This is a genomic window from Pseudomonas sp. UBA6699 (genome assembly GCF_002454615.1).
Taxonomy (GTDB): Bacteria; Pseudomonadota; Gammaproteobacteria; order Pseudomonadales; family Pseudomonadaceae; genus Aquipseudomonas; species Aquipseudomonas juntendi.
On the sequence record NZ_DKJF01000125.1, the window covers coordinates 26283 to 50112 of the forward strand.

The 23830-nt window shown below is 63.8% G+C and carries 23 protein-coding genes; 11 read left to right on the top strand and 12 right to left on the bottom strand.

The window, feature by feature from the left end; all coding sequences use genetic code 11:
* Positions 1–237 precede the first annotated feature (237 nt).
* On the top strand, positions 238–4017 hold the full coding sequence (locus tag B3361_RS22700) for a CheR family methyltransferase (RefSeq protein ID WP_154211339.1): 3780 nt from the start codon (positions 238–240) through the stop codon (positions 4015–4017).
* A gap of 19 nt (positions 4018–4036) precedes the next feature.
* Here B3361_RS22700 and B3361_RS22705 read toward each other — a convergent pair whose 3' ends face one another.
* Positions 4037–4588: an ATP-dependent Clp protease proteolytic subunit gene (locus B3361_RS22705; protein WP_054904690.1), complete on the bottom strand. Its 552-nt coding sequence runs from the start codon at positions 4586–4588 to the stop codon at positions 4037–4039.
* 195 nt (positions 4589–4783) lie between these two features.
* Between B3361_RS22705 and B3361_RS22710 the strand changes: the two genes are divergently transcribed.
* The 4 genes from B3361_RS22710 to B3361_RS22725 are packed head-to-tail and all read left to right on the top strand — an operon-like array spanning position 4784 to position 8638.
* Positions 4784–5701: a DUF72 domain-containing protein gene (locus B3361_RS22710; RefSeq protein WP_286920382.1), complete on the top strand. Its 918-nt coding sequence runs from the start codon at positions 4784–4786 to the stop codon at positions 5699–5701.
* A gap of 8 nt (positions 5702–5709) precedes the next feature.
* On the top strand, positions 5710–6483 hold the full coding sequence (locus B3361_RS22715; protein WP_033691360.1) for an endonuclease/exonuclease/phosphatase family protein: 774 nt from the start codon (positions 5710–5712) through the stop codon (positions 6481–6483).
* The gene (gene clsB, locus B3361_RS22720; RefSeq protein ID WP_054904692.1) at positions 6480–7685 is read left to right on the top strand and encodes a cardiolipin synthase ClsB; all 1206 of its coding nucleotides are present in this window, start codon (positions 6480–6482) and stop codon (positions 7683–7685) included. Before B3361_RS22715 ends, clsB begins: the two co-directional genes overlap by 4 nt.
* On the top strand, positions 7685–8638 hold the full coding sequence (locus B3361_RS22725; RefSeq protein WP_054904693.1) for a lysylphosphatidylglycerol synthase domain-containing protein: 954 nt from the start codon (positions 7685–7687) through the stop codon (positions 8636–8638). The genes clsB and B3361_RS22725 overlap by 1 nt, the downstream gene beginning before the upstream one ends.
* A 60-nt stretch (positions 8639–8698) precedes the next feature.
* Here B3361_RS22725 and B3361_RS22730 read toward each other — a convergent pair whose 3' ends face one another.
* Together B3361_RS22730 and B3361_RS22735 are read right to left on the bottom strand one after the other, a co-directional pair.
* On the bottom strand, positions 8699–8923 hold the full coding sequence (locus B3361_RS22730) for a metallothionein (RefSeq protein ID WP_009686889.1): 225 nt from the start codon (positions 8921–8923) through the stop codon (positions 8699–8701).
* Positions 8920–9384 (bottom strand): hypothetical protein, encoded by a 465-nt coding sequence (locus tag B3361_RS22735; protein WP_054904694.1) that lies wholly within the window; start codon positions 9382–9384, stop codon positions 8920–8922. Before B3361_RS22735 ends, B3361_RS22730 begins: the two co-directional genes overlap by 4 nt.
* 128 nt (positions 9385–9512) lie before the next feature.
* On the opposite strand from B3361_RS22735, the gene ligD reads away from it, so the two are divergent.
* From ligD to B3361_RS22760, 5 genes are read left to right on the top strand one after another with little or no spacing between them, the layout of a single operon-like run.
* Entirely contained in the window at positions 9513–12014 is a 2502-nt protein-coding gene (ligD, locus tag B3361_RS22740) for a DNA ligase D (RefSeq protein ID WP_054904695.1), read from the top strand.
* A 25-nt stretch (positions 12015–12039) separates the two neighbouring features.
* Positions 12040–13083, top strand: a complete 1044-nt coding sequence (locus B3361_RS22745) for an acyl-CoA dehydrogenase family protein (RefSeq protein WP_054904696.1) — start codon at positions 12040–12042, stop codon at positions 13081–13083.
* A complete protein-coding gene (locus tag B3361_RS22750; protein ID WP_286920383.1) occupies positions 13080–13835 on the top strand; it encodes a PIG-L deacetylase family protein in 756 nt (251 codons plus the stop codon). The genes B3361_RS22745 and B3361_RS22750 overlap by 4 nt, the downstream gene beginning before the upstream one ends.
* An 11-nt stretch (positions 13836–13846) precedes the next feature.
* Positions 13847–14446, top strand: coding sequence for a class I SAM-dependent methyltransferase (locus tag B3361_RS22755; RefSeq protein ID WP_054904697.1), 600 nt, complete (start codon positions 13847–13849; stop codon positions 14444–14446).
* Positions 14443–15102: a glycosyltransferase gene (locus tag B3361_RS22760; protein ID WP_054904698.1), complete on the top strand. Its 660-nt coding sequence runs from the start codon at positions 14443–14445 to the stop codon at positions 15100–15102. The genes B3361_RS22755 and B3361_RS22760 overlap by 4 nt, the downstream gene beginning before the upstream one ends.
* Before the next feature lie 23 nt (positions 15103–15125).
* Here the strand turns inward: B3361_RS22760 and B3361_RS22765 are convergent, their stop codons facing one another.
* The 9 genes from B3361_RS22765 to B3361_RS22805 form a co-directional block, all read right to left on the bottom strand.
* Complete coding sequence (locus B3361_RS22765) at positions 15126–15947, bottom strand: Ku protein (RefSeq protein ID WP_009686897.1); 822 nt, start codon at positions 15945–15947, stop codon at positions 15126–15128.
* A gap of 95 nt (positions 15948–16042) precedes the next feature.
* Positions 16043–16630 (bottom strand): nucleosidase, encoded by a 588-nt coding sequence (locus tag B3361_RS22770; RefSeq protein ID WP_054904699.1) that lies wholly within the window; start codon positions 16628–16630, stop codon positions 16043–16045.
* Between the two features lie 80 nt (positions 16631–16710).
* Positions 16711–17664, bottom strand: a complete 954-nt coding sequence (locus B3361_RS22775) for a methyltransferase (protein ID WP_054904700.1) — start codon at positions 17662–17664, stop codon at positions 16711–16713.
* Positions 17664–18995: an iron-containing redox enzyme family protein gene (locus B3361_RS22780; RefSeq protein WP_054904701.1), complete on the bottom strand. Its 1332-nt coding sequence runs from the start codon at positions 18993–18995 to the stop codon at positions 17664–17666. Before B3361_RS22780 ends, B3361_RS22775 begins: the two co-directional genes overlap by 1 nt.
* A gap of 20 nt (positions 18996–19015) precedes the next feature.
* Positions 19016–19216, bottom strand: a complete 201-nt coding sequence (locus tag B3361_RS22785) for a hypothetical protein (protein ID WP_009686901.1) — start codon at positions 19214–19216, stop codon at positions 19016–19018.
* 58 nt (positions 19217–19274) lie between these two features.
* Positions 19275–19451 carry a general stress protein gene (locus B3361_RS22790; protein WP_009686902.1) on the bottom strand — a complete coding sequence of 59 codons (177 nt, stop codon included), beginning with the start codon at positions 19449–19451 and terminating at the stop codon, positions 19275–19277.
* 147 nt (positions 19452–19598) lie between these two features.
* Complete coding sequence (locus B3361_RS22795) at positions 19599–20882, bottom strand: NTP/NDP exchange transporter (protein WP_054904702.1); 1284 nt, start codon at positions 20880–20882, stop codon at positions 19599–19601.
* A gap of 4 nt (positions 20883–20886) precedes the next feature.
* The gene (locus B3361_RS22800; RefSeq protein ID WP_054904703.1) at positions 20887–21795 is read right to left on the bottom strand and encodes an aldo/keto reductase; all 909 of its coding nucleotides are present in this window, start codon (positions 21793–21795) and stop codon (positions 20887–20889) included.
* A gap of 84 nt (positions 21796–21879) precedes the next feature.
* Positions 21880–22746, bottom strand: coding sequence for a Dyp-type peroxidase (locus B3361_RS22805; protein ID WP_054904704.1), 867 nt, complete (start codon positions 22744–22746; stop codon positions 21880–21882).
* A 183-nt stretch (positions 22747–22929) separates the two neighbouring features.
* Between B3361_RS22805 and B3361_RS22810 the strand changes: the two genes are divergently transcribed.
* Complete coding sequence (locus tag B3361_RS22810) at positions 22930–23823, top strand: bile acid:sodium symporter family protein (protein ID WP_154211342.1); 894 nt, start codon at positions 22930–22932, stop codon at positions 23821–23823.
* Positions 23824–23830: the final 7 nt, after the last annotated feature.

Sequence of the window (23830 nt, forward strand, 5' to 3'; positions counted from 1 at the left end):
CCATGTTCAGATTCCGAACCTGTAATTGCCCGCTTGGCTCACACGTTTTGACGGCAGCTGACCGGTGGCCCGAAACACGTGCAGGCCAACTATTTGCGCCCCGTTTGCAGGCGGGGCGCACTTTATCGCTCATGCAGCAGTCACAACTGCAGGGTAGCGGCCTATAATCGCCCCACTATCCAGGTGTGACTGCACAGTCACGCACCGCCCGTAAGGCTCTTGTACAAGGCTCCGTCGATGAAGTCCTCGCCCAAGCAACCCGCCGCGCCGCAAAACCCTGCACTCAGCCCAAGCCACTTGGACTTTCCGGTGGTGGGCATCGGTGCCTCCGCGGGTGGCCTGGAGGCCATCTGCACGCTGTTCCGGCATATGCCAAGCGACTGCGGCATGGCGTTCGTGGTGGTGCTGCACTTGTCGCCGGATCATCAGAGCGTGGCCGACCGGATCATCCAGGCCACCACGCAGATGCCCGTGCGCCAAGTCACCGAGCCGGTGCCGATCGAGCGTAACCATGTGTATGTCATCTCCCCGGCCAATCGCCTCTCGACCAATGACGGCTACCTGCGCGTGACCCCCGCCAATCGCCGCCGTGGCGACCACGTGGCCATTGACCTGTTCTTCCGCGACCTGGCCGACGTGCACAAGGACCATGCATTCTGCGTGGTGTTGTCGGGCACCGGCGCCGACGGTGCCGTGGGGCTGTCGCGGATCAAGGAGCAAGGCGGCGTGACCCTGGTTCAGACCCCGGACGATGCCCAGTACGACAGCATGCCCCGGGCTGCCATCGAAACCGGCATGGTCGACCTGGTGCTGCCCGTGGCCGAGATGCCACAAAAGCTGCTGGAGCTGTGGCGTAACGCCCGCCAGGTCAGGTTGCCGGAAATCGAGGATGACACCCTGCCCCCGGCGCTGGGCACCCGCGTAGGCGACGCGCAGGCCAGCGAGCCGCTGCTGGAGGAGATCCTCCTGCAGTTGCGCAGCAACACGGGGCACGATTTCCAGCACTACAAGCGCGCCACCGTGCTGCGGCGCATTGAACGCCGCCTGCACGTGACCGGGCAAAGCAACCTCGCCGGCTACTTGCACTACCTCGAGCAGAACCCCGCCGAGTCCACGGCGTTGCTGGCAGACATGCTGATCGGCGTGACCAACTTCTTCCGCGACCGCGAAGCCTTCGAGGCCCTGGAGCGGCACGTGCTGCCCCAGCTGGCCAGCGAGCATGACCCCGTCGACGGCCATGACGAGATCCGCGTCTGGTCGGCCGGCTGCTCCACCGGCGAAGAGGCCTACAGCCTGGCCATGCTGATCTGTGAGCAACTTGCGCTGGAGCAGCGCAACCGCAAGGTCCAGGTGTTTGCCACCGACCTCGATGAGCGGGCCATCGGCATCGCCCGTACCGGCTTTTACTCCGAAGCGATCGTGACCGATGTGCCGCCCAGCCGGCTGCGCCAGTTCTTCGTCAAGGAAGACCAGCATTACCGGGTGCGCAAGGAAGTGCGCGAAAAAGTGTTGTTCGCGCGCCACAACCTGCTGTCGGACCCACCCTTTTCGCAAATTGACCTCATTGTCTGCCGCAACCTGCTGATCTACCTCGACCGCGAAGTGCAACGCGACATCCTGTTGATGTTCCACTTTGCCTTGCGCCCTGGCGGCCATCTGTTCCTGGGCTCGTCCGAGTCAGCCGACGTGGTGGGTGAACTGTTCGCGCCGGTGGACAAGCGTAACCGTATCTTCCGCGCCCGTGACGTCAGCAATGCCGGGCGCCGCGCCGAGCGGCAGGTGCCTGGCAGCACTGGCGCCAGCCTGCCATTGGACCCGTTGGCCAAGGTCAAGCCCGGGCGCAAGCCCTCCTATGCCGAACTGCACCACCGCGCGCTGGCCCTGCGCATGCCGGCCAGCCTGATCGCGGATGTGGACGGCAATATCCTGCACATGAGCGAGGGTGTCGGGCGCTTCCTGCAACTGGGCGGCGGCGAGCCCAGCCGCAATCTGCTCGGCCTGGTGCTGCCGAGCCTGCGCCTGGCGCTGCGCAGTACGCTGTTCCAGGCGCGCCAAGGCACCGAAGCGGTCACCTCCCGGCCGGTCGACCTGGGCGATGGCCAACAGCCGTTGCAGGTGGAAATCACCGTGCAGCCTTACAAGGACGACGTGCACAACGGCGATTGCCTGCTGGTGGTGTTCGAGCAGCGGGTGCCCGACCCTTCCCTGCCACTGCCGGGCGTCATCCGCCAGACCGACAGCATGGTCCTGCACAACCTGGAGCGTGAACTCCAGCGTACCCGCCTGCAGCTGCAGGAAACCATCGAGCAGTCGCAGGTATCCAGCGAGGAACTCACGGCCTCCAACGAAGAAATGCAGGCAATCAACGAAGAGCTGCGTTCGGCCAGCGAAGAGCTGGAAACCAGCAAGGAGGAGCTGCAGTCCATCAACGAGGAGTTGCTCACCGTCAACTACGAGTTGAAGAACAAGGTGGAAGAGACCGACAAGGTCAACGACTACCTGAGCAACCTGATCGCCTGCACCGAAATCGCCACCGTGTTCGTCGACCGCAACCTGCATATCCGCTGGTTCACGCCGCGCGCCGCCGACCTGTTCAACATTTTACCGGTCGATACCGGCCGCTCATTGCTCGACATCACGCACCGCCTGGACTACCCGGCCATGGCTGATGATGCCCGCGCCGTGGCCCAGGGTGAGGCCGTTATCGAGCGGGAAGTTGGCGGCCAGCGCGACCACTGGTACCTGGCACGCCTGCTGCCCTACCGCTCCAGCGAGCAGAAAATCGACGGCACCGTCCTGACCTTCATCGACATCAGCAGCAGCCACGCTGCCGAAGAGCATGTGCGCCTGGGCGAAGAACGCTTGAGCAAGCAACTGGCGGAATCGCAAACCACCAGCCACATGAAGGATGAGTTCTTCGCCATCATGTCGCATGAACTGAAGCACCCACTGAACCTGATTCAGCTGAATGCGGAAATGCTCCGCCGCCTGCCCTCGATCAAGCAGATCGGCAACGCCAGCAAGGCCGTTGCCACCATCTGCGAGGCGGTTGGCAGCCAGGCCAGGATCATCGATGACCTGCTGGATGTGGCACGCATCCGTACCGGCAAGCTCAAGCTCAAGACCGAGCCGGTAGACCTTGGCGCCATCCTGCGCGGCATCCACGCTGTGGTGGTGGCTGAGCAACACCCCTGTCTGGTGCGCCTGGAGCTGCCTGCCGACGGCTTGCCAGTGATGATCGAAGGCGATGTCACGCGCCTGGAGCAGATCATCTGGAACCTGCTGAACAATGCCCTGAAATTCAGCCCGGCAGGCAGTGAGATACGCCTGGTGTTGAGCCGTGACGATCAACAGGCACGCCTGCAGGTGATTGACCAGGGCGTAGGCTTGAGCCCCGACAGCCTGGAGCACATCTTCGACCTGTTCAGCCAGGCTCCCCAGCTGGCCAATCAGAACCGTGAAGGCCTGGGCATCGGCCTTTCGTTGGTACGCCAGTTGGTCGAAGCCCAGGGCGGCACCGTGCAGGCCAGTTCGGCCGGCTTGGGCTTGGGCTGCACCTTCTCCGTTTGCCTGCCCCTGTGCAACGTGCAGTCGCCGCCTTGCGCCAATCCTGCAGAGCAGTCCCGGGAGGGCCGGCTGCACGGCGTGCGCGTGTTGCTGGTGGATGACTCGGTAGAGGTATTGGAGATCATGCAAGAGCTGCTGGAAATGGAAAACGCCAGCGTGCGCGCCTTCAGCTGCCCCCGCGAGGCGCTGGAGGTGGCCTCCGGTGAGGCGTTCGACATCATCCTCTCCGACATCGGCATGCCGGTGATGGATGGCCATGCCTTGATCAAGGCGCTGCGCAGCCACGCCCATCTGCGCCACACCCCGGCCATTGCCCTCACCGGCTACGGTGCCAGCGCAGACCAGCACAAGTCACGCCAGTCCGGCTTCGACCGGCACCTGAACAAGCCGGTCGGCTACGACGAACTGGTGGAGGCCATCGAAACCTTGATCGGCACGGTGCCTTACTGATGGTCGGCCGGCATGAACCTCAGGCGTGCACGCTCCACTGGTTCATGTCCAGCGTAATCGGCATCTCGTCGATGGCATGGATCACGCCGCTTTGCAGTGCTTCCTGCGGCCCCAGAATTCGCGGGTACGCCATGAGGTAGCGCGGCACGTCCAGCACCTCGGGCGCACCTTCTGTGCGCTCGGCCACAATCTGCGCGTACAGCTGCAGGTCGTAATCCAGGCTCATCGCATATTCGGCCATGCGTGAATGGTCGACCGAGCCGTGCAAGGTCCAGTGGAACGGGTGGAACAGGAACTTGCTGTAGCTGCATGCCGTGCGCCACTCCCCGGCCAGGAACAGGATATTACCCATGGACTCGACGGTGCCCAGGTTGTGCGTATGCACCGGCACCGGCAGCGCCCGCAGGAAGTTGTACAAGGTAAAGCCGTAGCTGCACTCGCCGCCCATGGTAGCGATGTTCAGTTGCAGCACCTCGGCGCCCTGCTGCAATGCCTTTGAGCAGGTATTGATCAGGTTGCCACAGGTCGACGAATTGATCGGCCCGGTGAAATGAATGATGTGTCTGGCCATGCTTGCCTCCAGGGTTGGCAGGTCAATTCCTGGGCTCGCGCGCCTGGGGCGCTTACCCGGTGGAATCGTCTGCGCGGGCAAAGTTCAACCTGTCAGTGGCCGTTCCCGTTGATCACACGCGGTGAACCCTTGGCCCTCTGCGCCAGTCGTAATACCACAGTAACCGAACAAGGAACCGGTGATGAGGACGACGGCGTGAGCGATATCCGCATCGGCATTTCCGGGTGGCGCTATGGCCCCTGGCGCAAGGACTTCTACCCCAAGGGCCTGCGCCAGGACGATGAACTGGCGTTCGCCTCGCGGGCCGTGAACAGCATCGAGATAAACGGCTCGTTCTACAGCTTGCAAACCCCAGAGCGCTACCTGCGCTGGCGTGATGAAACGCCGGATGGCTTCGTTTTCGCGGTTAAGGGGCCACGTTACATCACCCATGTGCTGCGCCTGAAGGAGGTTGAAGAGCCAGTGGCCAACTTCTTCGCCTCTGGCCCGCTACTGCTAGGCGACAAGCTGGGGCCGTTCCTGTGGCAGTTCCCACCGAACATGAAGTTTGACGAAGAGCGTTTTGCCCGGTTCCTGCAGTTGCTGCCACGTGACCGCAAAGCTGCGCGCGCATGCGCACAGGGCTGTGCCGAACGCCTGCGGGACAGTGGCGGCCTTGCAATCACCGGTAATGTACGTTTGCGCCACGCGGTGGAGGTCCGCCACGAGAGTTTTCTTTGCGAGGCGTTCATCAAGCTGCTGCGCAAGCACCGTGTTGCGCTGGTGGTTGCGGAAAGTGCCGGCAAGTGGCCGCATGCCGAAGATGTCACCGCAGACTTCGTGTACATGCGCCTGCACGGCGACGTGGAGCTCTATAGCAGTGGCTACACCGCGCGTGCGTTACGCCGCTGGAAACAGCGCATCCTGCACTGGAGCCAGGGCGGCCAGGCAGACGACGCGCGCCTGATCGTGCCGGGGCCGCCACCTCGGCGCGCGGCGCGTGACGTGTACTGTTACTTCGACAATGACCAGAAGGTCCATGCGCCCTACGACGCCCGCCGTTTGCTGCAGAAGCTGTCGCTGGACCACGAACTGATGACCGAACCGGGCGTGGTGCCGGAGGTGGCCTTGTGAACGAACCCATGACTGCTTTGCCGCGCAGCACCGATCAGTCCACCGCCGTGCGCCGCTTGAACGTGCTCACGCTGAACGTGCACAAGGGGTTCACCTTCTTCAATCGCCGCTTCATCCTGCCTGAGCTGCGTGAAGCGGTCCGTGCCACCGGCGCAGACCTGGTGTTCCTGCAGGAAGTGCATGGCAGCCATCAGCAGCATGCCTTGCGCCACCCGGCCTGGCCTGATACCCCGCAATATGAATTCCTTGCCGACAGCATGTGGCCCCAGTTCGCTTACGGCCGCAATGCCGTGTACCCGCAGGGTGACCACGGCAACGCCTTGCTGTCCAAATTTCCCATCCAGCGCTTCAACAACCTCGATGTGTCGGTGCAAGGCAAGGAACAACGCGGCCTGCTGCATTGCCAACTCGAGGTGCCAGGGCACGATCAGGTGCACGCTATTTGTGTGCACCTGGGCCTGCGCGAAGCCCATCGGCAAAGCCAGATCCAACTCTTGCTCGACCTGCTGGCCAGCCTGCCGCCGCAAGCGCCGGTCATCGTCGCCGGCGATTTTAACGACTGGCGCCTGAAGGCAGATGCCGTGTTAGGCGAGCACCTGGTAGAGGCTTTTGGCGAGCGCTTCGGCACCCCGGCACGCAGCTTCCCGGCGCGTCTGCCGCTGCTGCGCCTTGACCGCATCTACCTGCGCAACGCCATGCCGAGCGCTGCCCAGGTACTGTCGAATTACCCGTGGTCGCACCTTTCCGACCACGCACCATTGGCCGCGGAGATTCACCTGTGAACAGACCTTGGGTAGAGGGCAACAATATCAAGTTGCTGATCAACGGCGAGCACTATTACCCCTGTGTGTTCGAGGCCATGGCCCGTGCCCAGGAGGAAATCCTGCTGGAAACCTTCATCATTTTCGACGACAAGGTCGGTCGACAACTGCAGCAGGCGCTGATCGACGCGGCCCGCCGCGGCGTGCGTGTCGAAGTGGTGGTGGACGGCTACGGTACCGGCGACCTGCCCGCGCCGTTCATCGCGGCCATGACAGATGCCGGCGTGAGTTTCCACGCCTTCGACCCGCAGCCGCGCCTGGTGGGCATGCGTACCAACCTGTTCCGGCGCCTGCACCGCAAGATCGTGGTCATCGATGGCGAGCGGGCCTTCATTGGCGGCATCAACTACAGCGCCGATCACCTGGGCGACTTCGGCCCCATGGCCAAGCAGGACTATGCCGTCGAGGTAACCGGCCCAGTGGTGGCACAGGTGCATGCCGCCAGCAAGCGCCTGATGTCGCCGGTGCTGCAGGAACCAAGCGCCGTGCGGCCGTTGACCGAGCCCGCCGGGTCCACCACCGCCGTGCTGGTAGAGCGTGACAATGGCGTGCGCAGGACAGCCATCGAAAGCCAGTACCTGCAGGCGTTTCGCGGTGCCAAAGAACGTATCGTAGTGGCCAATGCCTACTTCTTCCCCGGCTACCGGCTGCTGCGCGAGTTGCGCAACGCTGCCCGCCGCGGGGTGGCTGTGCACCTGATTTTGCAGGGGCAGCCAGACATGCGCTGGGTCCGTGCACTGTCGCGGTTGCTGTACAACTACCTGCTGCGTGATGGCGTGGTCATTCATGAATACTGCAAGCGGCCCTTGCACGGCAAAGTGGCGCTGGTGGACGACGAGTGGGCGACCGTGGGTTCCAGCAACCTCGACCCGCTGAGCCTGTCGCTGAACCTGGAAGCCAACCTGTTCATCCGCGACCGCGCTTTCAACCAGCTGCTCGGCGAGCACCTGCAGTCACTTGCGCACGAGCAGTGCAAGCCGGTGACTCTGGAACGCATGATCCGTGGCTACTGGTGGCGGGCACCGCTGATCTTCGCCTGCTTCCATGCGGCGCGCCATTTCCCGCGCATCGCCGGCTGGTTGCCGGCACACCGCCAACGGCTGCGCTCGCTGCAGCCAGACGTCGAGGCCCCGGCCGGCGACCTGCACGAGGGCAATACCTGATGGCACGGAAAACCTGGCAAACCTGGGCCAAGCGCGTATTGACGGTGGCGTTCCTGATCCTGATCCCTGTTCTGTTGTATCAATTGGCCCGCAACCTGGACTGGAACGAAGTGCGCCAGTCGCTGCTCGCCTACAAGCCTGGAACGCTGGTGATCGGCCTGGCAATTGCGGTGTGCAGTTACCTGACGTTCGCCAGCTACGACCTGCTGGCCCGCGCCTACACCGGTCATCAGCTGCCCGCCCGGCAAGTGCTGCCGGTCGCCTTCGTGTGCTACGCGTTCAACCTCAACTTCACCACCTGGGTCGGCGGGGTTGCCTTGCGCTACCGCCTGTATGGGCGCCTGGGGCTCGATACCCCCACCATCACGCGCATTCTGACGCTGGGCCTGCTCACCAACTGGATGGGCTATATGCTGCTGGCCGGCAGTGTGTTCGCCCTGGGTCTGGTCGAACTGCCGGGCAACTGGGCTGTGGGCACCACAGGGCTGCGCCTGATCGGCGTGCTGTTGCTGGCAATCACCGCGGCGTATCTGCTGGCCTGTGGCCTGGCCAAGAAGCGCACGTGGCGCTGGCGCGAGCACGAAGTCACTTTGCCAACCCTGCGCCTTGCGCTCTGCCAGGTAGCGCTGGGGGCCAGCAACTGGGCATTGATGGCGCTGCTGATTTACTGGTTGCTGCCGGGCGACGCCTTCTACCCCGCCATCCTCGGGATCCTGTTGATCAGTTGCGTGGCAGGCGTGGTTGCACATATCCCGGCGGGCCTGGGTGTGCTGGAAGCGGTGTTCCTCGCCCTGCTGCACGGGCAGATGGCGCAGGGCACGCTGGTAGCCGCGCTCTTGGGCTATCGCACCCTGTATTACCTGATACCGCTGGTGGTTGCGATCGTGACTTATCTGGTGCTTGAGAAGCGCGCCAAGGCCATGCGCCAGCGCGACAATTCGGTGCAAACCTGATAGTGCGGGGCAGGCGCGCTTAACGTCGGCGCGGCGTGGTGCCGCGCCAACAAGGCGAGCTCAAGGGGAAATCGGATCGCTCGCCGGGAAGGTCTCATCCAGCGCATTGTCTACGGCATTTTCGTCCGGTTTTTCGCTGCAATGGCAGGCTTGCATCCTGCAGCCCTCGCCATGGCTATGGCCGTTGGCGCAGGCCTCACAGCAATAGGCCTTGCCGTCACGCTGCAAGGCATTGGCATCCACGGTGCAGGAACAGTCGGTACAGGCACAACGTTGCTGGTTCATGATCTGCTCTCCTCGTCATCGATCACATCATCGGTCCAGGGTTTCCCGTCAAGCGGTGCGGAACGTGCCAGTTCGGCTTCATCCAGCCCAAAGCCGCCACCGATTTCGTCGGCATCCACTTCGCGCAGGTCCATGTCAGCCGGGCCGTCGCCGCCGCCGGGCTCGTGGGGGTCACGGGCGCCGGTTTCATCCAGCAGCGTATCCGGGCTCAGGTCGTCGTAGGTGACGTTGTCTTCATGCAGGCTGTCGCTCAGCGCTTCGCCACCCGTCATGCCGCTTTCGGCAACACGCTCTGGTGGAAATTCGCGCTCGATCTCGCTCGCCGGGCGCTCGTCCCCTACTCGCCCCTGGCGTTCGTCAAGGCGCTCATCGAAGTCCAGTTCGTGCACGCTGCCCATGCGGTCCTCGGTGTCGTCGATCTCGGTTGGGGTGTAGGGCTTAGGATCTTCTGTTCGGGCCATGTACGTTCTCCGTCAGTTGGCTGCATTCGGTCGACTGCAACGGGTGGCCGAAGATTCAGAGTTTTTTGAACTCCCTGCCTGCCCGGCGCCTCCCACCTCTACAGAGTGCGATTTGCCCGGAGCCGGACATGGCCAAGCCCCTGCAGGAATACGCGCGCAAGCGCGACTTCAACGCAACGCCCGAGCCCAGTGGCAAACGCAGCCGTGGCAAAAAAGCCCATGCGCTGCAGTTCTGCATTCAGAAACACGACGCCAGCCACCTGCATTATGATTTCCGCCTGGAGTTGGACGGTACGTTGAAGAGCTGGGCGATCCCCAAAGGCCCGTCGCTGGACCCGAACGTGCGCCGCCTGGCCGTGCACGTCGAGGACCACCCGCTGGACTATGCCGATTTCGAGGGCCAAATCCCTGAAGGCCACTACGGGGCTGGCGATGTCATCGTCTGGGATCGCGGCATCTGGGAGCCGGAGGGCGACGCCCATGAGGGCTATGCCAAGGGCAAGCTCAAGTTTCGTTTGCAAGGCGAAAAACTGTCCGGGGTGTGGCACCTATTCCGCACCCACCTGGCGGGCAAGAAAGAACAATGGATGCTGGTCAAATCCCACGATGCCCAGGCCCGTAGCGAAGCCGAGTACAGCATCGTCGACGCGCAGCCCGACAGTGTGCTCAGTGACCGCACCCTGATCCCCCGCAAGCCGGCAGCCAAGCAAGCCGCCACCAAGCCGCGGGCTACGCGCAAGCGCCCCGGCAAGGTTCGCCAAGCCGCATTGCCGAACCAGTTGCAGCCACAGCTGGCCACCTTGGTGGACACGCCGCCCCAGGGCGACTGGCGCTATGAGGTCAAGTTCGATGGCTATCGCATCCTGGCTCGTATCGACGGCGACGATGTGCGGCTATTCACCCGCAACGGCCATGACTGGAGCAGCAAGATGCCCCGCCAAGTCGCAGCATTGCGCGCCCTGGGCATCGATTCGGCCTGGCTGGATGGCGAAATGGTAGTGGCTGACGAAAATGGCGCAGCGGACTTCCAGGCGTTACAGAACGCCTTCGACACCGAGCAGGACGAGCACATCACTTACTACGTATTCGACCTGCCCTTTCTGGGTGGCCAGGACCTGCGTCACGCACCGCTACAGGATCGCCGCGAAACGCTGAAAACCCTCCTCGATCACGACGCGTCAGACGTACTCAAATATTCCGCCGACTTCGACGAACCGGTCGACGCCCTGCTGGCCAGCGCCTGCCGCCTGGAACTCGAAGGGCTGATCGGTAAACGTGCAGACAGCCCCTACAGCGGCCGCCGCAGCGCGGACTGGATCAAGCTCAAATGCAAGCGCCGCCAGGAGTTCGTGCTGGTTGGCTACACCGACCCCAAAGGCAGCCGCAGCGGCTTCGGGGCCCTGCTGCTGGCCCTGCACGACCCGGACAATGGCGAGCTGCGCTATGCCGGCAAGGTCGGTACCGGCTTCACGGCTGCCACCCTGGCCAGCATCCATACGCGCCTGCAGCCACTTGAAATTGCCAAGCCCGCCGTGGCCCGCCCGCCCAGCGGCGCAGAAGCCCGCGGTGTGCACTGGCTGAAGCCGCAGCTGCTGGCTGAAGTGGCGTATGCCCAGATGACCCGGGACGGCATTGTGCGCCATTCGGTCTTCCATGGCCTGCGCGATGACAAGCCCGCCACCGCCATCGACCTGGAACGCCCCATGCCCACCAACACAACGCCCCGCCGCAAACGCGGCAAAGCAGCGCCACTTTCGGAGGACCTGCACCTTACCCACCCTGACCGGGTGATCGACGCTACCACGGGCGTGACCAAGCGCGATGTGGCCGAGTATTACGCCGCCGTCAGCCAGTGGTTGCTACCCCAGATCCAGCACCGCCCGGTGGCATTGGTGCGGGCACCCGATGGCCTGGCCGGTGAGCTTTTCTTCCAGAAGAACGCCAGCCAGCTGCACCTGCCCAATGTGCTCGAATACGACAAGGCCCAGGCCGGCCAGGCGGCCATGGTCATCAACCGCGCCGATACCCTGCTGGGCGCGGTGCAGATGAACATGCTCGAGCTGCACAGCTGGAATGCCACTGACAAGGACTTCGACAAGCCCGACCGCTTCGTGCTCGACCTCGACCCTGACCCCGCGCTGCCCTGGAAGGCCATGCTGGAAGCCACTCAACTCACCCTCACCCTGCTCGACGAGCTTGGCCTGAAAGTGTTCATCAAGACCAGCGGCGGCAAGGGCATACACTTGGTGGTACCGCTGACCCGCCGCGCGGGTTGGGACGAGGTCAAAGCCTTCAGCCATGCCATCGTCGAGTACCTGGCCAAGCTGTTTCCGGACCGCCTCAGCGCTGTTTCAGGGCCCAAGAACCGCATCGGGCGCATCTTCATCGACTATCTGCGCAACGCCAGGGGGGCAACAACCGCGTGTGCCTATTCCCTGCGTGCACGGGAAGGCCTGCCGGTGTCGGTGCCCATCTGGCGTGAGGAACTGACCGCGCTCAAAGCCGCCAACCAATGGAACATCGCCAACCTGCCCGCGCGCCTGGCAGAGGTCGACGACCCGTGGGCGGACCTGGGCAAGGTCCGCCAATCCATTACGGCGCGCATGCGCAAACAGCTGGGGCTTGCCTAGTGGCCACGCATCAGGAGACCCGCCCATGAGCATCGTCCAGGACTTCAACCTGACCCATTTCGACCGCCTACTGCGTACATTTGGTGATCGTCAACAGCCCCTCAACCTCGACACTCAGTTGCCTCAGCTGATGCAGGCGCTGCAGGCCGACCACCTGGACCTGCTGCCGTTGCCAGGCCAGGGCAATACCTTGCGCCGTTGGCAGACGTTGGCCCGCGTGGCGGGTTGCGACCTGGCCCTGGCCAAGCTGTATGAAGGGCACACCGATGCTTTGGCGATTCTGGCGGAGTGCGCAGCTGCACATCACGTGGCAGAGGGCATTTGGGGCGTGTGGGCCGCCGAGCCACCTGATGCCCGCGCGGTCATAACCTCCCGCGACGGCGACAGGGTACGTTTGCAAGGCACCAAAGCCTGGTGTTCCGGGGCGTTGCAGATCGACCGGGCATTGCTCACGGCCTGGGATGAGCAGGGTCAGCAGCAGTTGGTCGCCATCGAACTGTCGCAGCCTGACCAGGGGCTGAACATCGAGCATTGGCAAGCCGTGGGCATGGCTACCACGGCCAGCGTCGAGGTCACCTTCGACAACACCCCGGCGACGCTCATCGGCAAACCTGGCCAGTACCTGGCGCGCCCTGGTTTCTGGCACGGCGGCGGCGGTATCGCCGCGTGCTGGTATGGTGCGGCCGAGGCCCTGGCCGACTACCTGCGCGAGTATTGCCGCAAGCCGCGGCCCGACCCGCATGCCGATGCCCACCTCGGGGCGGTGGACGCCGCTTTGTATGGTGCGCGTGCGGCGCTGCGTGAATGCGCCGCCTGGATCGACCGGCAGCCGGGTGCAGATGCCAGTTTTGAAGTGCGGCGCACCCGTGCCCAGGTCGAGCAGGCCGTGGACCAGGTCATCAGCCATGTCGGGCGGGCCTTGGGTGCCACACCGTTCTGCCGCAACAGCCACTTCGCCCGTTTGAGCGCCGATTTACCAGTGTATCTGCGCCAGAGCCACGCGGAGCGTGACCTGGCAGCGCTGGGCCACCAGCTGGCGCAGGTGCCGGCAGGAGCGTGGCAGCTATGAGTGAGAACTTGATCCAGGCCAGCAGCGGCACCCCTTGGGCCGACTGGCAGCAGGCGGCCCACCTCGCCCGGGCCACATGGCTCGACCCCGCCCGGCTCTGCCCGCCTGGGCGCCGCCTGGTGATGATTGCGCCCCACCCGGATGATGAAATCCTCATGGCAGGCGGCCTGCTAAGCAGCTTCAAAGGCCGTGAAGCCGACCTGGTGCTGATTTCCGCAACCGATGGTGAAAGCAGCCACCCTGGCTCAACCCAGTGGAGCGAGCATCGCCTGCGTCGCCAACGCCCCCAGGAAAGTCGCCTGGCATTGCAGCAGCTTGACCTGGACCCGAACCGCGTGGACTGGCGCCGGCTCAACCTCAAGGACGGCCAATTGCCGCGAGAGGAAGCGTTCCTCGTCAGCCATCTGACTCAATTGTTGCGCCCGGACGACCTGTTGATGGCTACCTGGCGCAATGACGGTCATTGCGACCACGAGGCCGTCGGGCGCGCCGCCGCCCACGCGGCATTGGCGCGGCAAGTGCAACTGGCCGAGGTCCCGGTCTGGGCCTGGCACTGGGCGCAACCCGACGACCCTCGCCTGCCCTGGCCCCGTGCCCACCGCCTGCAGCTGGATGAAGCCCGGTTGGCGCGCAAGCGCAAGGCCCTCGCCGCCCATGCCAGCCAGTTGCAGGCAGACGGTGAGCGGCCGCCGGTGCTACCGGCAAACCTGCTGGATTGCCTGCTGCAACCTTTCGAACTGGTGTTCCTTTGACTGGAGTTGTCATGAGCCTCGACCCACAGTATTTCGCCGACTTGTATGCGACCAATGAAGACCCGTGGGCTTTTCGCACCCGTTGGTACGAGAAGCGCAAGCGCGAGCTGGTCATGGCCAGCCTGCCCCGTCAATGCTACCAGCGGGTATTCGAGCCAGCCTGTGCCAACGGCGAGTTAAGTGCACTGCTGGCCGAACGCAGCGGGGAACTGCTATGCCAGGACCTCGATCCCACCGCCGTGGGGCTGGCCCGCGAACGCTTGGCTCAGGTGCACAATGCGTCTGTGGAACTGGCGCGGCTCCCGGCAGACTGGCCTGGTGGGCGCTTCGACCTGATCGTGCTGAGCGAGGTGGGCTACTACCTGGACCCCACCGACTGGCTGCAAGTCATCGAACAAGCGGTCGCCAGCCTGTCTTACGACGGCGGCCTGCTGGCATGCCACTGGAAGCACCCCATTGTCGGTTGCCCGCAGGATGGGCGTGAAGTGCATCGCATGCTGGCCCGCCACCTGCCCCTGTACAAACTGTTCCAGCATGATGAAGCGGACTTCGTGCTCGAGTACTGGTCAGCCCAGCCCAGTGTGGTCGACCTTGACGAGACTTGCCCATGATCGCCGTCGTGATTCCGGCCCACAACGAAGCCCGCCGCCTCGGCCGTTGCCTGCGTGCGGTGCTGATTGCCGCCGTGCAGGCACAGCAGGCTGGCCATCGGGTCGAGGTGCTGGTCGTGCTCGACCGCTGCAGCGATGGCAGCGCCGCCGTGGCGCGGCGTTTTGGTGTACAGGTGCTGGAGGTGGAGGCTGGCAGTGTTGGTATGGCCCGGCGGGTGGGCGCGGCGCACATGGTCGACCGTGGTGCGCGGTGGCTGGCCTGTACCGATGCCGACAGCCGGGTACCGGGGCACTGGTTGTTGTCGCAGCTGGCCTGCAGTGCCGAGGTTGTCTGTGGCACGGTACACGTCGAATACTGGCAGCCGTGGCAGACGGCCGCCCTGCGCCAGCTCTATCAAAGCCGCTACGAACAGCGCGAGGGCCACCGGCACATTCATGGCGCCAACCTGGGCGTGTGCGCCGACGCCTATGCGCGAGTCGGCGGCTTCCAGGCTTTGGCCGCCCATGAAGACGTGCAACTGGTCAGCGACCTGCAAGCCAGTGGCGCGCAGATCGTCTGGACGGCCAGGCACAGCGTGGCCACCAGCAGCCGCCGTGACAGCCGCGCCCGGGAAGGCTTTGGCGATTACCTGGCGGGGCTGCAGGCTCTGGTTTGATCGAAGCGCTTGCGGGGCTTCGCTCAGGAAGCCTTGCGCGGCTTCTTCGCCGGCTTCTTGCCGCCGAGGCTGCGTTTCAGCAGCTCGGTAAGGTCGAGGATGTCCGCACCTTTCTCGGCGCTGGCGGCCTTGCCTTTCTCAACTGTAGCGATCTTGCCTTTGCTGGCCTTTTCTTCCACCAGGTCCAGAATGGTCTGGCGGAAGGCGTCATGGTAGTCCTCGGGCTTCCACGGCCCGCTCATGTCTTCGACCAGCCGCTTGGCCATGTCCAGTTCGCGCTTGTCGACCTTGGTATCGGTCACACTGCTGTCCAGCTCCAGGGTCTCCAGCCCGCGTACTTCCTCGGGCCAGCGCAAAGTGATCATCACCAGCGCGTCATCCAGAGGGCGCAGCAGCGCCAGGTGCTGGCGGGTGTGCAGTACCACCGTGGCCAGCGCCACCTTGCCGGTTTTTTCCAGCGTCTCGCGCAGCAATGCATAGACTTTGCCGCCGCGCCGGTCGGGGGTGAGGTAATACGGGGTATCGAAGTGCTGCAGGGGTATTTCGCCAGCCTCGACAAACGAGAAGATATCGATCGTCTGGGTGGCTTCAGGGCGAGCCTTGCGGATTTCCTCCTCGCTGATCACCACATAGCGGCCCTTTTCATACTCCACGCCTTTGACGATGTTGTCCTTGTCGATTTCCTTGCCGGTGACCTTGTTCACGCGCTTGTAGCCCACAGGCTCCATGCTGCGCTTGTCCAACCAGTCGAAGTCTACCCGCTCGGTGCGCACCGCAGTGTTGAGGGCCACGGGGATATGCACGAGCCCGAAGCTGATAGCGCCTTTCCAGATTGCCCGAGCCATGACACTGCTCCAAAGTTGGCTGCCGATACCAACAGTGACTGCGCTGGGTGACGAAGGTTTAATGGCATTGCCCCACGGCCACCAATGGCCGGCAATCAGACCGCGTTGAACAGCACACGCTTGAACGCTTCGGCCGCCAGGTGAACCTGTACGGCCCAGTCACCGGCAGCCTCGCTGCCCGCGTCATCGGAGATGTACTTCAGGCACACGAACGGAATACCTTCGCTGCGGGCGATCAAGGCCAGCACGTAGGCTTCCATGTCGACCACATCGTAAGGCGCATCGCCGTGGTTGGTTTCGAAGCTGTCGCCACTGCCGCAGGTTTCCAGGGCCAGGCCGGGTATGGCCGCACCGTGTTCGAGTAGCACCGGGGTATTCGCCAGTGGCGTCTCGTAACGGGCGAAACCCAACGGCGTCACGTCCATGTCGCGCTGCACGAAACGGTTGCAGCACACGACAGCGCCTTTGCCGTGGCGCTGGCTGCCAGCAGAACCCAGGTTGACGATCAGCCTGGGGCGGCGCACAGCGATAGCCTTGGTCAGGGCGATAGCAGCGTTGACCTTGCCGATACCGGTGAACACGGTGTTCATTTCGCGGAACACCTCGCCTGCTTCGGCTTCAAGGGCGAAGACGAACAACGTGTCATCCAGGGAGATATCGGGGAATAGCGTGGTCAGCATCATGGTGCGGGTGGTCCGTGTGGCGGCAAGGGGCGCGCCATTGTCGAGCAACTCAGGCTAATTGCAAGTGCGCTGTACCACTTCTACAGTCGCGTAACCGTCAGGGCTACGGCGGCTATCCGTTCCACGGCTTCATAACCCGGCTCAGCCAGCTGTTCTCCGAACACATCAGGGTCGATTTCCCGATACACCCAAGAGCACGTGGTGCCGGCCAGACGCAGGCGAACAGCCTCGAGCAAGGGATCACGGCCGTCCACGATCGCCACACCGGTATACAACAGCAACGAGCCGCCCGGGGTCAGCCGCTCACGGGCCTGCTCTACAATCCGCAACGACAACGCGGCCCCCAGGGCGCCACCGCCATGCCGGTAGGTCCGCTCGCCCACATCGAGCATGTAGGGCGGGTTGGCAACGATCAGGTCGAAGTTGCCGGGCACATCGTCCAGCAGGTCACTGTGCTTCACCGAAATATTGCTGACGTCAGCCAACGCTGCATTCACGGCGGTGTAGCGCAGGGCAAGCGGGTTGATATCCACCGCAGAAACCTGCGCATGGTGCGCCGCCCGCGCGATCAGCAAGGCGCCAATGCCGGTTCCACAGCCAATGTCTACGGCATGCTCAACCCGGTTGGGGGTGTGTCGCAGGTGGTCATGGATAACCTGGGCGAAGCGGTAGCTGTCTGGGCCGAAGAACACCGCGTCCGCGGCCTCGGTCGGGTACGCGGAGTGGACCAGTATCAGGTCATCCAGCGTGGACCAGCGTATGGTGCTACGCCACACATCACCAGAAGCAGCAGTGAGGACGCCCGCGTGCTCCAGCTGGGCCATTTGATCGCCACTGAGCAGTCCGGCGCTGAACGGCCTGCTCCAGCCGAACACATCCCGCAGCGTTCGTCCCTGCTCGCCTGCGCAGCGGGCCATGACCCGCGCGTGGGTGGCCGGTGTCACGCAGGTAAACCGATAGCCATCGGCGCGCAGGCGCCGGCCCAATTGCAATAATGCACCGTCACTGGCCAGGCGTTGAGGGTCGCTGACCATTAGCGCGGTGCCTCCTGGATCATCCCTGTGGCCTGCAGATAGGCACGGGTGGCCCGCAGCCCTTCAGGCGTGGCGTGGTGGTTGCCGGCCATGCGTGCGATCAGCGCATCAATATCATGCGCGTCGACATCCATGGCCGCATCATCGGCGCATGCCGGCAACTGCCAGCTTCCGGGTAGCACGCGACGAACCCGCGACTGCCAACCTGCTGCGATCCAGTCGTGCCACAACTGCTTTTCATAGGCGGTGAACACACCGTACATAGGTGCTGACGGCCCATCCACGAGTGCCCACCAGCGGCTTTGCGCGGGTTCTTCACCGCGGCGAATCCAGCCCTGCGCCTGCAGCGCCTGCAGAAAGTGCGGCATTGCGCCAGGTTCCGCCAGCCATTGGTTGATGGTGCGCCCCTGCAGCCGGCACCGGTCTGAATGCATGAACTGGCCAAACTGGCGCTTCTGTTCCAAGGCCTGCACCAATTCCGCTTCAAGGTCGAAAAGGCTGACCAGGGTGGGTGTATCCACGCCAAGGTCATTCAGGCGGTAGCCGTGCCGTACTCGCTGGTAGAACCCGGAGGGGTCACTGCGCGGGCTGAGTTGGCGCAAGGCCTGGATTGACAGGTGGGCGTGACCGCTGGCGGCGTTGTCGATCGTGACATGCAATTGGAAATACTGGCCGTCGATGCCCAATTCGGCGAGTTCATAGGTGGTAATGAGCAAATGCAGCGGTGGTTGTTCGTAGCCGAGGTTGTAACCGATCAGCTCAGGGAGGAAGTCCTCACCGTAGCGACCCAGTGCCAGCTGCAGTGCACCCTGCAAATAGCGTTCGTCTTCAAGTTGCAACGGTTCCAGGCAACCCAGGCGGCTCATCAGCCGCTGATAGATCGCCACATGGTTCCAGCGCACATCACCGCTGCCCAATTCTTCCAGGTAGGTCCGGATCAACCCGTGGTAGCGTGGGTCTGCCCAATGCCGCAAGGTACTGTGCAACCACGCACCATCCACCGCCTTGGTCGGTGCCACCTGTTGCAGGAACCATAGCGCTTGCGCGCGCGTGGCAAAATAGCGGCGTGGCCCACCTTGCTGGCGTTGTGCCAAGTAGGCGGCAAAACCTTGAGCTACTTGCCCGGCGTGGCGGGCGCCCCAGGCTTCAAGCTCCACGGGGTCGGCTGGCAGGTCATCCGGCAAGTGCCGGGCACGCTCCAGTTGCTCATTCAACCATTGCGCGCCAGCGTTATCAGTGCCTGCCAGCAAGGCTTCGTAACGCTGTTGCAGGCTGGTTGTGGCCAGTGAGGCCGGAACTGTCGCGGCGGTCTTGCGTGTCATGACCGTCATGCCGTTTTCCTCATGCGCGTTTATTGGCTGGGTTTCTGACCTGGCATCGGTTCAGGATCGGGCGCAGGTTGGGGGGCGGGCTTTTCACTGGGTTGTTGCATTTGCAGGGACGGCTTGGTGGTGTCGGCGTCGTCTTTGCCGGGGTGGCCATTGTCTCGGTCGAAACAGCCGCCAACCAGCAACAGGGCGCCCGACAGGGCCGCCACAGGTAACCATTGCATAACGACCTCCAGGGCTACTCGATGGCAGTGCCGGTTCCCCGGCACTGCAGGGCCTCGTTTACGAGCGGCCGCCTTTGCGGCCCGATTCACTGGTTTGGCCGCCGCTGGAATGCTGCCCGCCCTTGCGGCCTGCCTCGGAGGCTTTTTCGCGGTCATTGGCGAAGTTGCCCGAGTTCTTGTTACCGCCCTGGCTGCCTTGTTGGTTGCCGGTACGGCTATTGTCTTTAGTGGCCATGGTCTGAAACCTCATATGATTTCGGGATGCACGGCTTCAGCGCCGTACATGAATTCGGAGTACAGGCTCGGGTCGGGATTCGTTTCAATTGGCAGGCTTCGGACCGGTGGCGTTAAATAAGCGGCAAGTCCTTATTTGGCGCGCCTTTCAGTCGCGCGGCGGGTTATCCATATTGGCCTGACGGCGGCCAAGCCAAGCGCCGGTGGCCGCCCAGGCCACGGCCATTACTGCCCCAATCAGCATGGCCAGTTGCGGGTGTTCGCCCATCACGTCCAGGGCACGCTTGAGCCAGCCACTGAGGGCGTCGCCACCCCGGTACACCACGGTGTCGATGAAGTTCTTGGCCTTGTACTTGTCCTCGGCCGGCAACACGGTGAACAGCATCTCGCGCCCCGGTCGTACCAGCGCATACTCCCCTGCACGGCGCACCACCATGACCATTACGAACACCGCGAACACCGGTGCCAGCGCCAGCCACAAGAAGCCCACTGCCATCACCAGCGGCACGGCCATCAGCAATATGCCTACCCCCAGGCGACGTGCCAGCCGCCCGGTGAGGAAGACTTGCGTGAGGATGGCCAAGGCTTGGACAACGCTGTCGATCAAGCCGAACACCTGGGTTTGCCGGGTAGGGTCGGTGAAAGTCTGGCTGACGATGCGTGCCTGCTCGAAGTACAGGAAGGTACTGACACTTGCCAGTAACACCACGAACAGCGCAATGCCCAACAGATAAGGCGAGCGCAGTACCGCAGTGGCACCGGCCAGTGGGTTGCCGCCCAGCGGCCTTGCGGCGCTGCGCTCGGCATGCGCTGGCAACGGATGCCGCTGTCGCCAGCGCTGCAGAAACAGGCTTGCCCCGACGCTGCCGAGCAGGAATCCCGCCGCCAGCAGCAGCAACCCGGCGTGGCCCAGCGGTGCCACCAGTAGCGTGCTCAGAATCGGCCCGCTGAGGCCACCCAGGCTGGCCCCGGCGGCCAACAGGCCGAACAGGCGCTTGCCTTGGGCCGTAGAAAACAGGTCGGCGAGCACGCTCCAGGCCAGCGAGATGGTCAGCAGGTTGAACACCGAAAGCCAGATGTAGAACGCCCTCGCCGCCCACAGGTTGTCTGGTGTGCGGGTAAACAACACCGCGAACAGCAGCAGGTTGCTGACAAAAAAACCATAGGTACAAGGCAGGATGAACCGGCGTTGCACGCCACTGGCCAGCCAGCCGAACACCGGCAGGCATGCCAGGCTGGCGATGAAGGTTCCGGTGAACAACCACTGCAGGTTGTCAACGCCACCGGCAACGCCCATGGTTTCGCGCACAGGGCGCAGCATGAAGTAACCGGTAAACAGGCAATAGAACAGCAGCAAGCCGGCGACAACCGCCGGGCCTTCGCCGGGCTGTATGTTCAGCCCTTGATTCAGGCGCCGCCGCCAGGCAGTCATACGCTCAGGTGAATTGCCTGATCAGCGCCTGTTGCTGCGCCTGGGTAAGCAGTGGGCCCTGGCCAGCCTTGAGCTGGTCGAGCTGGCGATCTGGCCGACCCGTGGCGGGAATTACCGTCGTCACCGCCGGGTGGCTGATGGCGAACTTGAGAAACAGCTGCGCCCAGCTGCCGATGCCCGCTTCAGCGGCCCAGCCGGGCAACGGCTGGTCTTTGACGCGGGTGAACAGGCGCCCATCGTCGAACGCGCGGTTGATCAGCACCGCCACACCCCGCTCCTGGCACAACGGCAGCAATTCACGGGCCGCCTGGGGGGCACTGACCGAGTAGTTGATCTGGATGAAATCCAGCGCCTCGCTGCGTACCAGCTCGGCGACCTCGGCGTGGCCACTGTTCAGGTAATGGGTGATCCCCACATAGCGGGTTTTGCCCTGCTGCTTGAGTTCGCGCGCGTAGGGCAGTTGGGTTCGCCAGTCACGCAGGTTGTGCACCTGCAACAGGTCGACCTTGTCGGTGCGCAGCCGCTTCAGGCTGTCAGCCCATTGCGCTTGGGCTTCTGCGCGGCTGTCGGCGGCAATCTTGGTGGCAATGAAGCAGCGTGAATGCCAACCCCCCTCCTCCAGCAATTGGCCAAGAATGCTGTCGGCGCCACCGTAATTGGGCGAGGTGTCGATCACCCGCCCGCCACCGTCGAAAAAGGCCTTGAGCACTGCCCGCAGTTGCTGGTAGGCAGCCGAACCGGCTTCAACCTCGAAACTGCCGGAAGTCCCGGCGCCAATGACCGGCAGCGCTTCACCGCTGGACGGTACGGCGCGGGTCAACATGCCTGCCGGCGTGGCCGCGTGCAACCAAGGGGCGCTGGCCAATAGGCCTAACGTAGCACCCGCGCGTAGGACATCACGACGTGCATACATGGAAAAGCTCCCGTCATGCCAGGGAAACTTGCAAGGCTAGTCGCTCTACCCGGCGCGCGTGGGCGTTTCTGTGTCCGGATGTTTTTACCTGCCCTGCAGCAGCGGGCTCAGGTCGACACCGGTGGCGCTGATTGGCGGGCACCAGTAGTAGCCGCCGCTCAGGGGCCGGCTGAAGCGGTACAGGCCGTCGATGATGCCGTCCTCCAGGCCACTCATGCGCCGCAGTTGCACTTCGAAGGCATCGAAGCTGCGGCCCAGGGCAACGAAGGCCAGGCCGGCGCCGCGCTGATCGGCCCAGGATACCGAGCGGCGCACCATGAAGGCCTCGGGCTCGTAGCTTTCCTGGGCAGTACGCTTGACGTGTGCCGACTCGGGCGCGTCGTCGAGTTCTTCGTTGTCACTGAGGCGGCGGCCCATGATGTTGTCCTGGTCGGCCTGGGGCAGCGACTTGAAGTACGCCAGGTCGTGCTTCCACAGCTGAAACGCAGCAAAGCTGGAACCATCGGCAGCGATCGCTGCCTGCACCGCATCCTCGTCCACCGGGTTCTCAGTGCCGTCTTCGTACCCGGTCAGGTCCAGCCCACCCCGGTGCAGGAAACCGTCAACGCTGTCGGCCAGGCGCAGGGCCGGCGCCAACGCCTGCTCCAGTGCCTGGGCCCGCAGCAGCAGGTCGCCCCGCTCATTGCCACGCAGCCACAGCCACAACGCATGCTGGGTGCTGGGGTTCTCTACCGCCGCATCCAGCAGCGGGAAAGGACGCAGGCCAGGTACTTCACGCCCCAGGGCTTTGGCCATGGGCGCGCCTACGCCCAGAATCACCTGCACGCCATCGACCTGCGGTAGCAAGGCATCGAGGGCGGCAGGCAACGCCTCGGGCGATTGCAGGGTGAAGAACAGGTGGCGGGCGTGGGCCGGCACCGGGGTGGCAAGCAGACCTTGCTGGAACGGCATGACAGGCTAATCCTCGAAAAAGGCGGCATGCTACTGCGCCTGCGGGCTTGCTGCAACGCGCCATACAGCGCCGATGAGGGATGTCTCTGGTAACAAATGGTTACCAAGAGCTGGCTCTTTGCAATCACCTATCCACCCCGGCCCACCTAGACTGCTTCGGATCCTTCACCCGAGAGACTACCGATGACCGCCTCGCCCCTGCTCACCGCCGTTCTGCCCCTGGCCCTGGGCATCATCATGCTGGGCCTTGGCCTGTCGTTGACCTTGGCCGACTTCGCACGGGTAGTGAAATACCCCAAGCCCGTGGTGGTGGGCCTGGCCTGCCAGATTCTGCTGTTACCGCTGGTGTGCTTCCTGATCGCCAACGGTTTTGGCCTGGAGTCGGCGCTGGCGGTGGGGTTGATGTTGCTGGCCGCTTCGCCGGGCGGCACCACGGCGAACCTGTTCAGCCACCTGGCACATGGCGATGTGGCGTTGAATATCACCCTCACAGCGGTCAACTCATTGATCGCGATTCTCACCATGCCGCTGCTGGTCAACCTGTCGTTGAGCTGGTTCATGGCGTCGGACCAGGCCATACCGCTGCAGTTCGCCAAGGTCATGCAGGTGTTCGCCATTGTTCTGCTGCCGGTGGCGCTGGGTATGCTGATTCGCCGCTTTGCCCCCGCGTTTGCCGCGGGCATGCAAAAGCCGATGAAGCTGGTGGCGGCATTGTTTCTGGCATTCACCATTGTCCTGGCGCTGGCCAAGGACTGGCAGACGGTGGTCGAGTACGCACCGGTCGTGGGCCTGGCGGCGCTGCTGTTCAACATCTTGAGCCTGGCGGTGGGCTACTGGGTGCCGCGCCTGCTCAACATCCCCAAGCGCCAGGCCATCGCCATCGGCATGGAAATCGGCATACACAACGGCACGTTGGCCATTGCCCTGGCGCTGAGCCCGTCGCTGCTGAACAACCCGACCATGGCAGTGCCGGCAGCACTGTACAGCCTGATCATGTTCTTCACCGCCGCCGGTTTCGGCTGGTGGGTGAGCCGTGGGCACGCCGTGGCGCAGCCTGAAGGCGGCACCGCCGGGTAACGGCCAG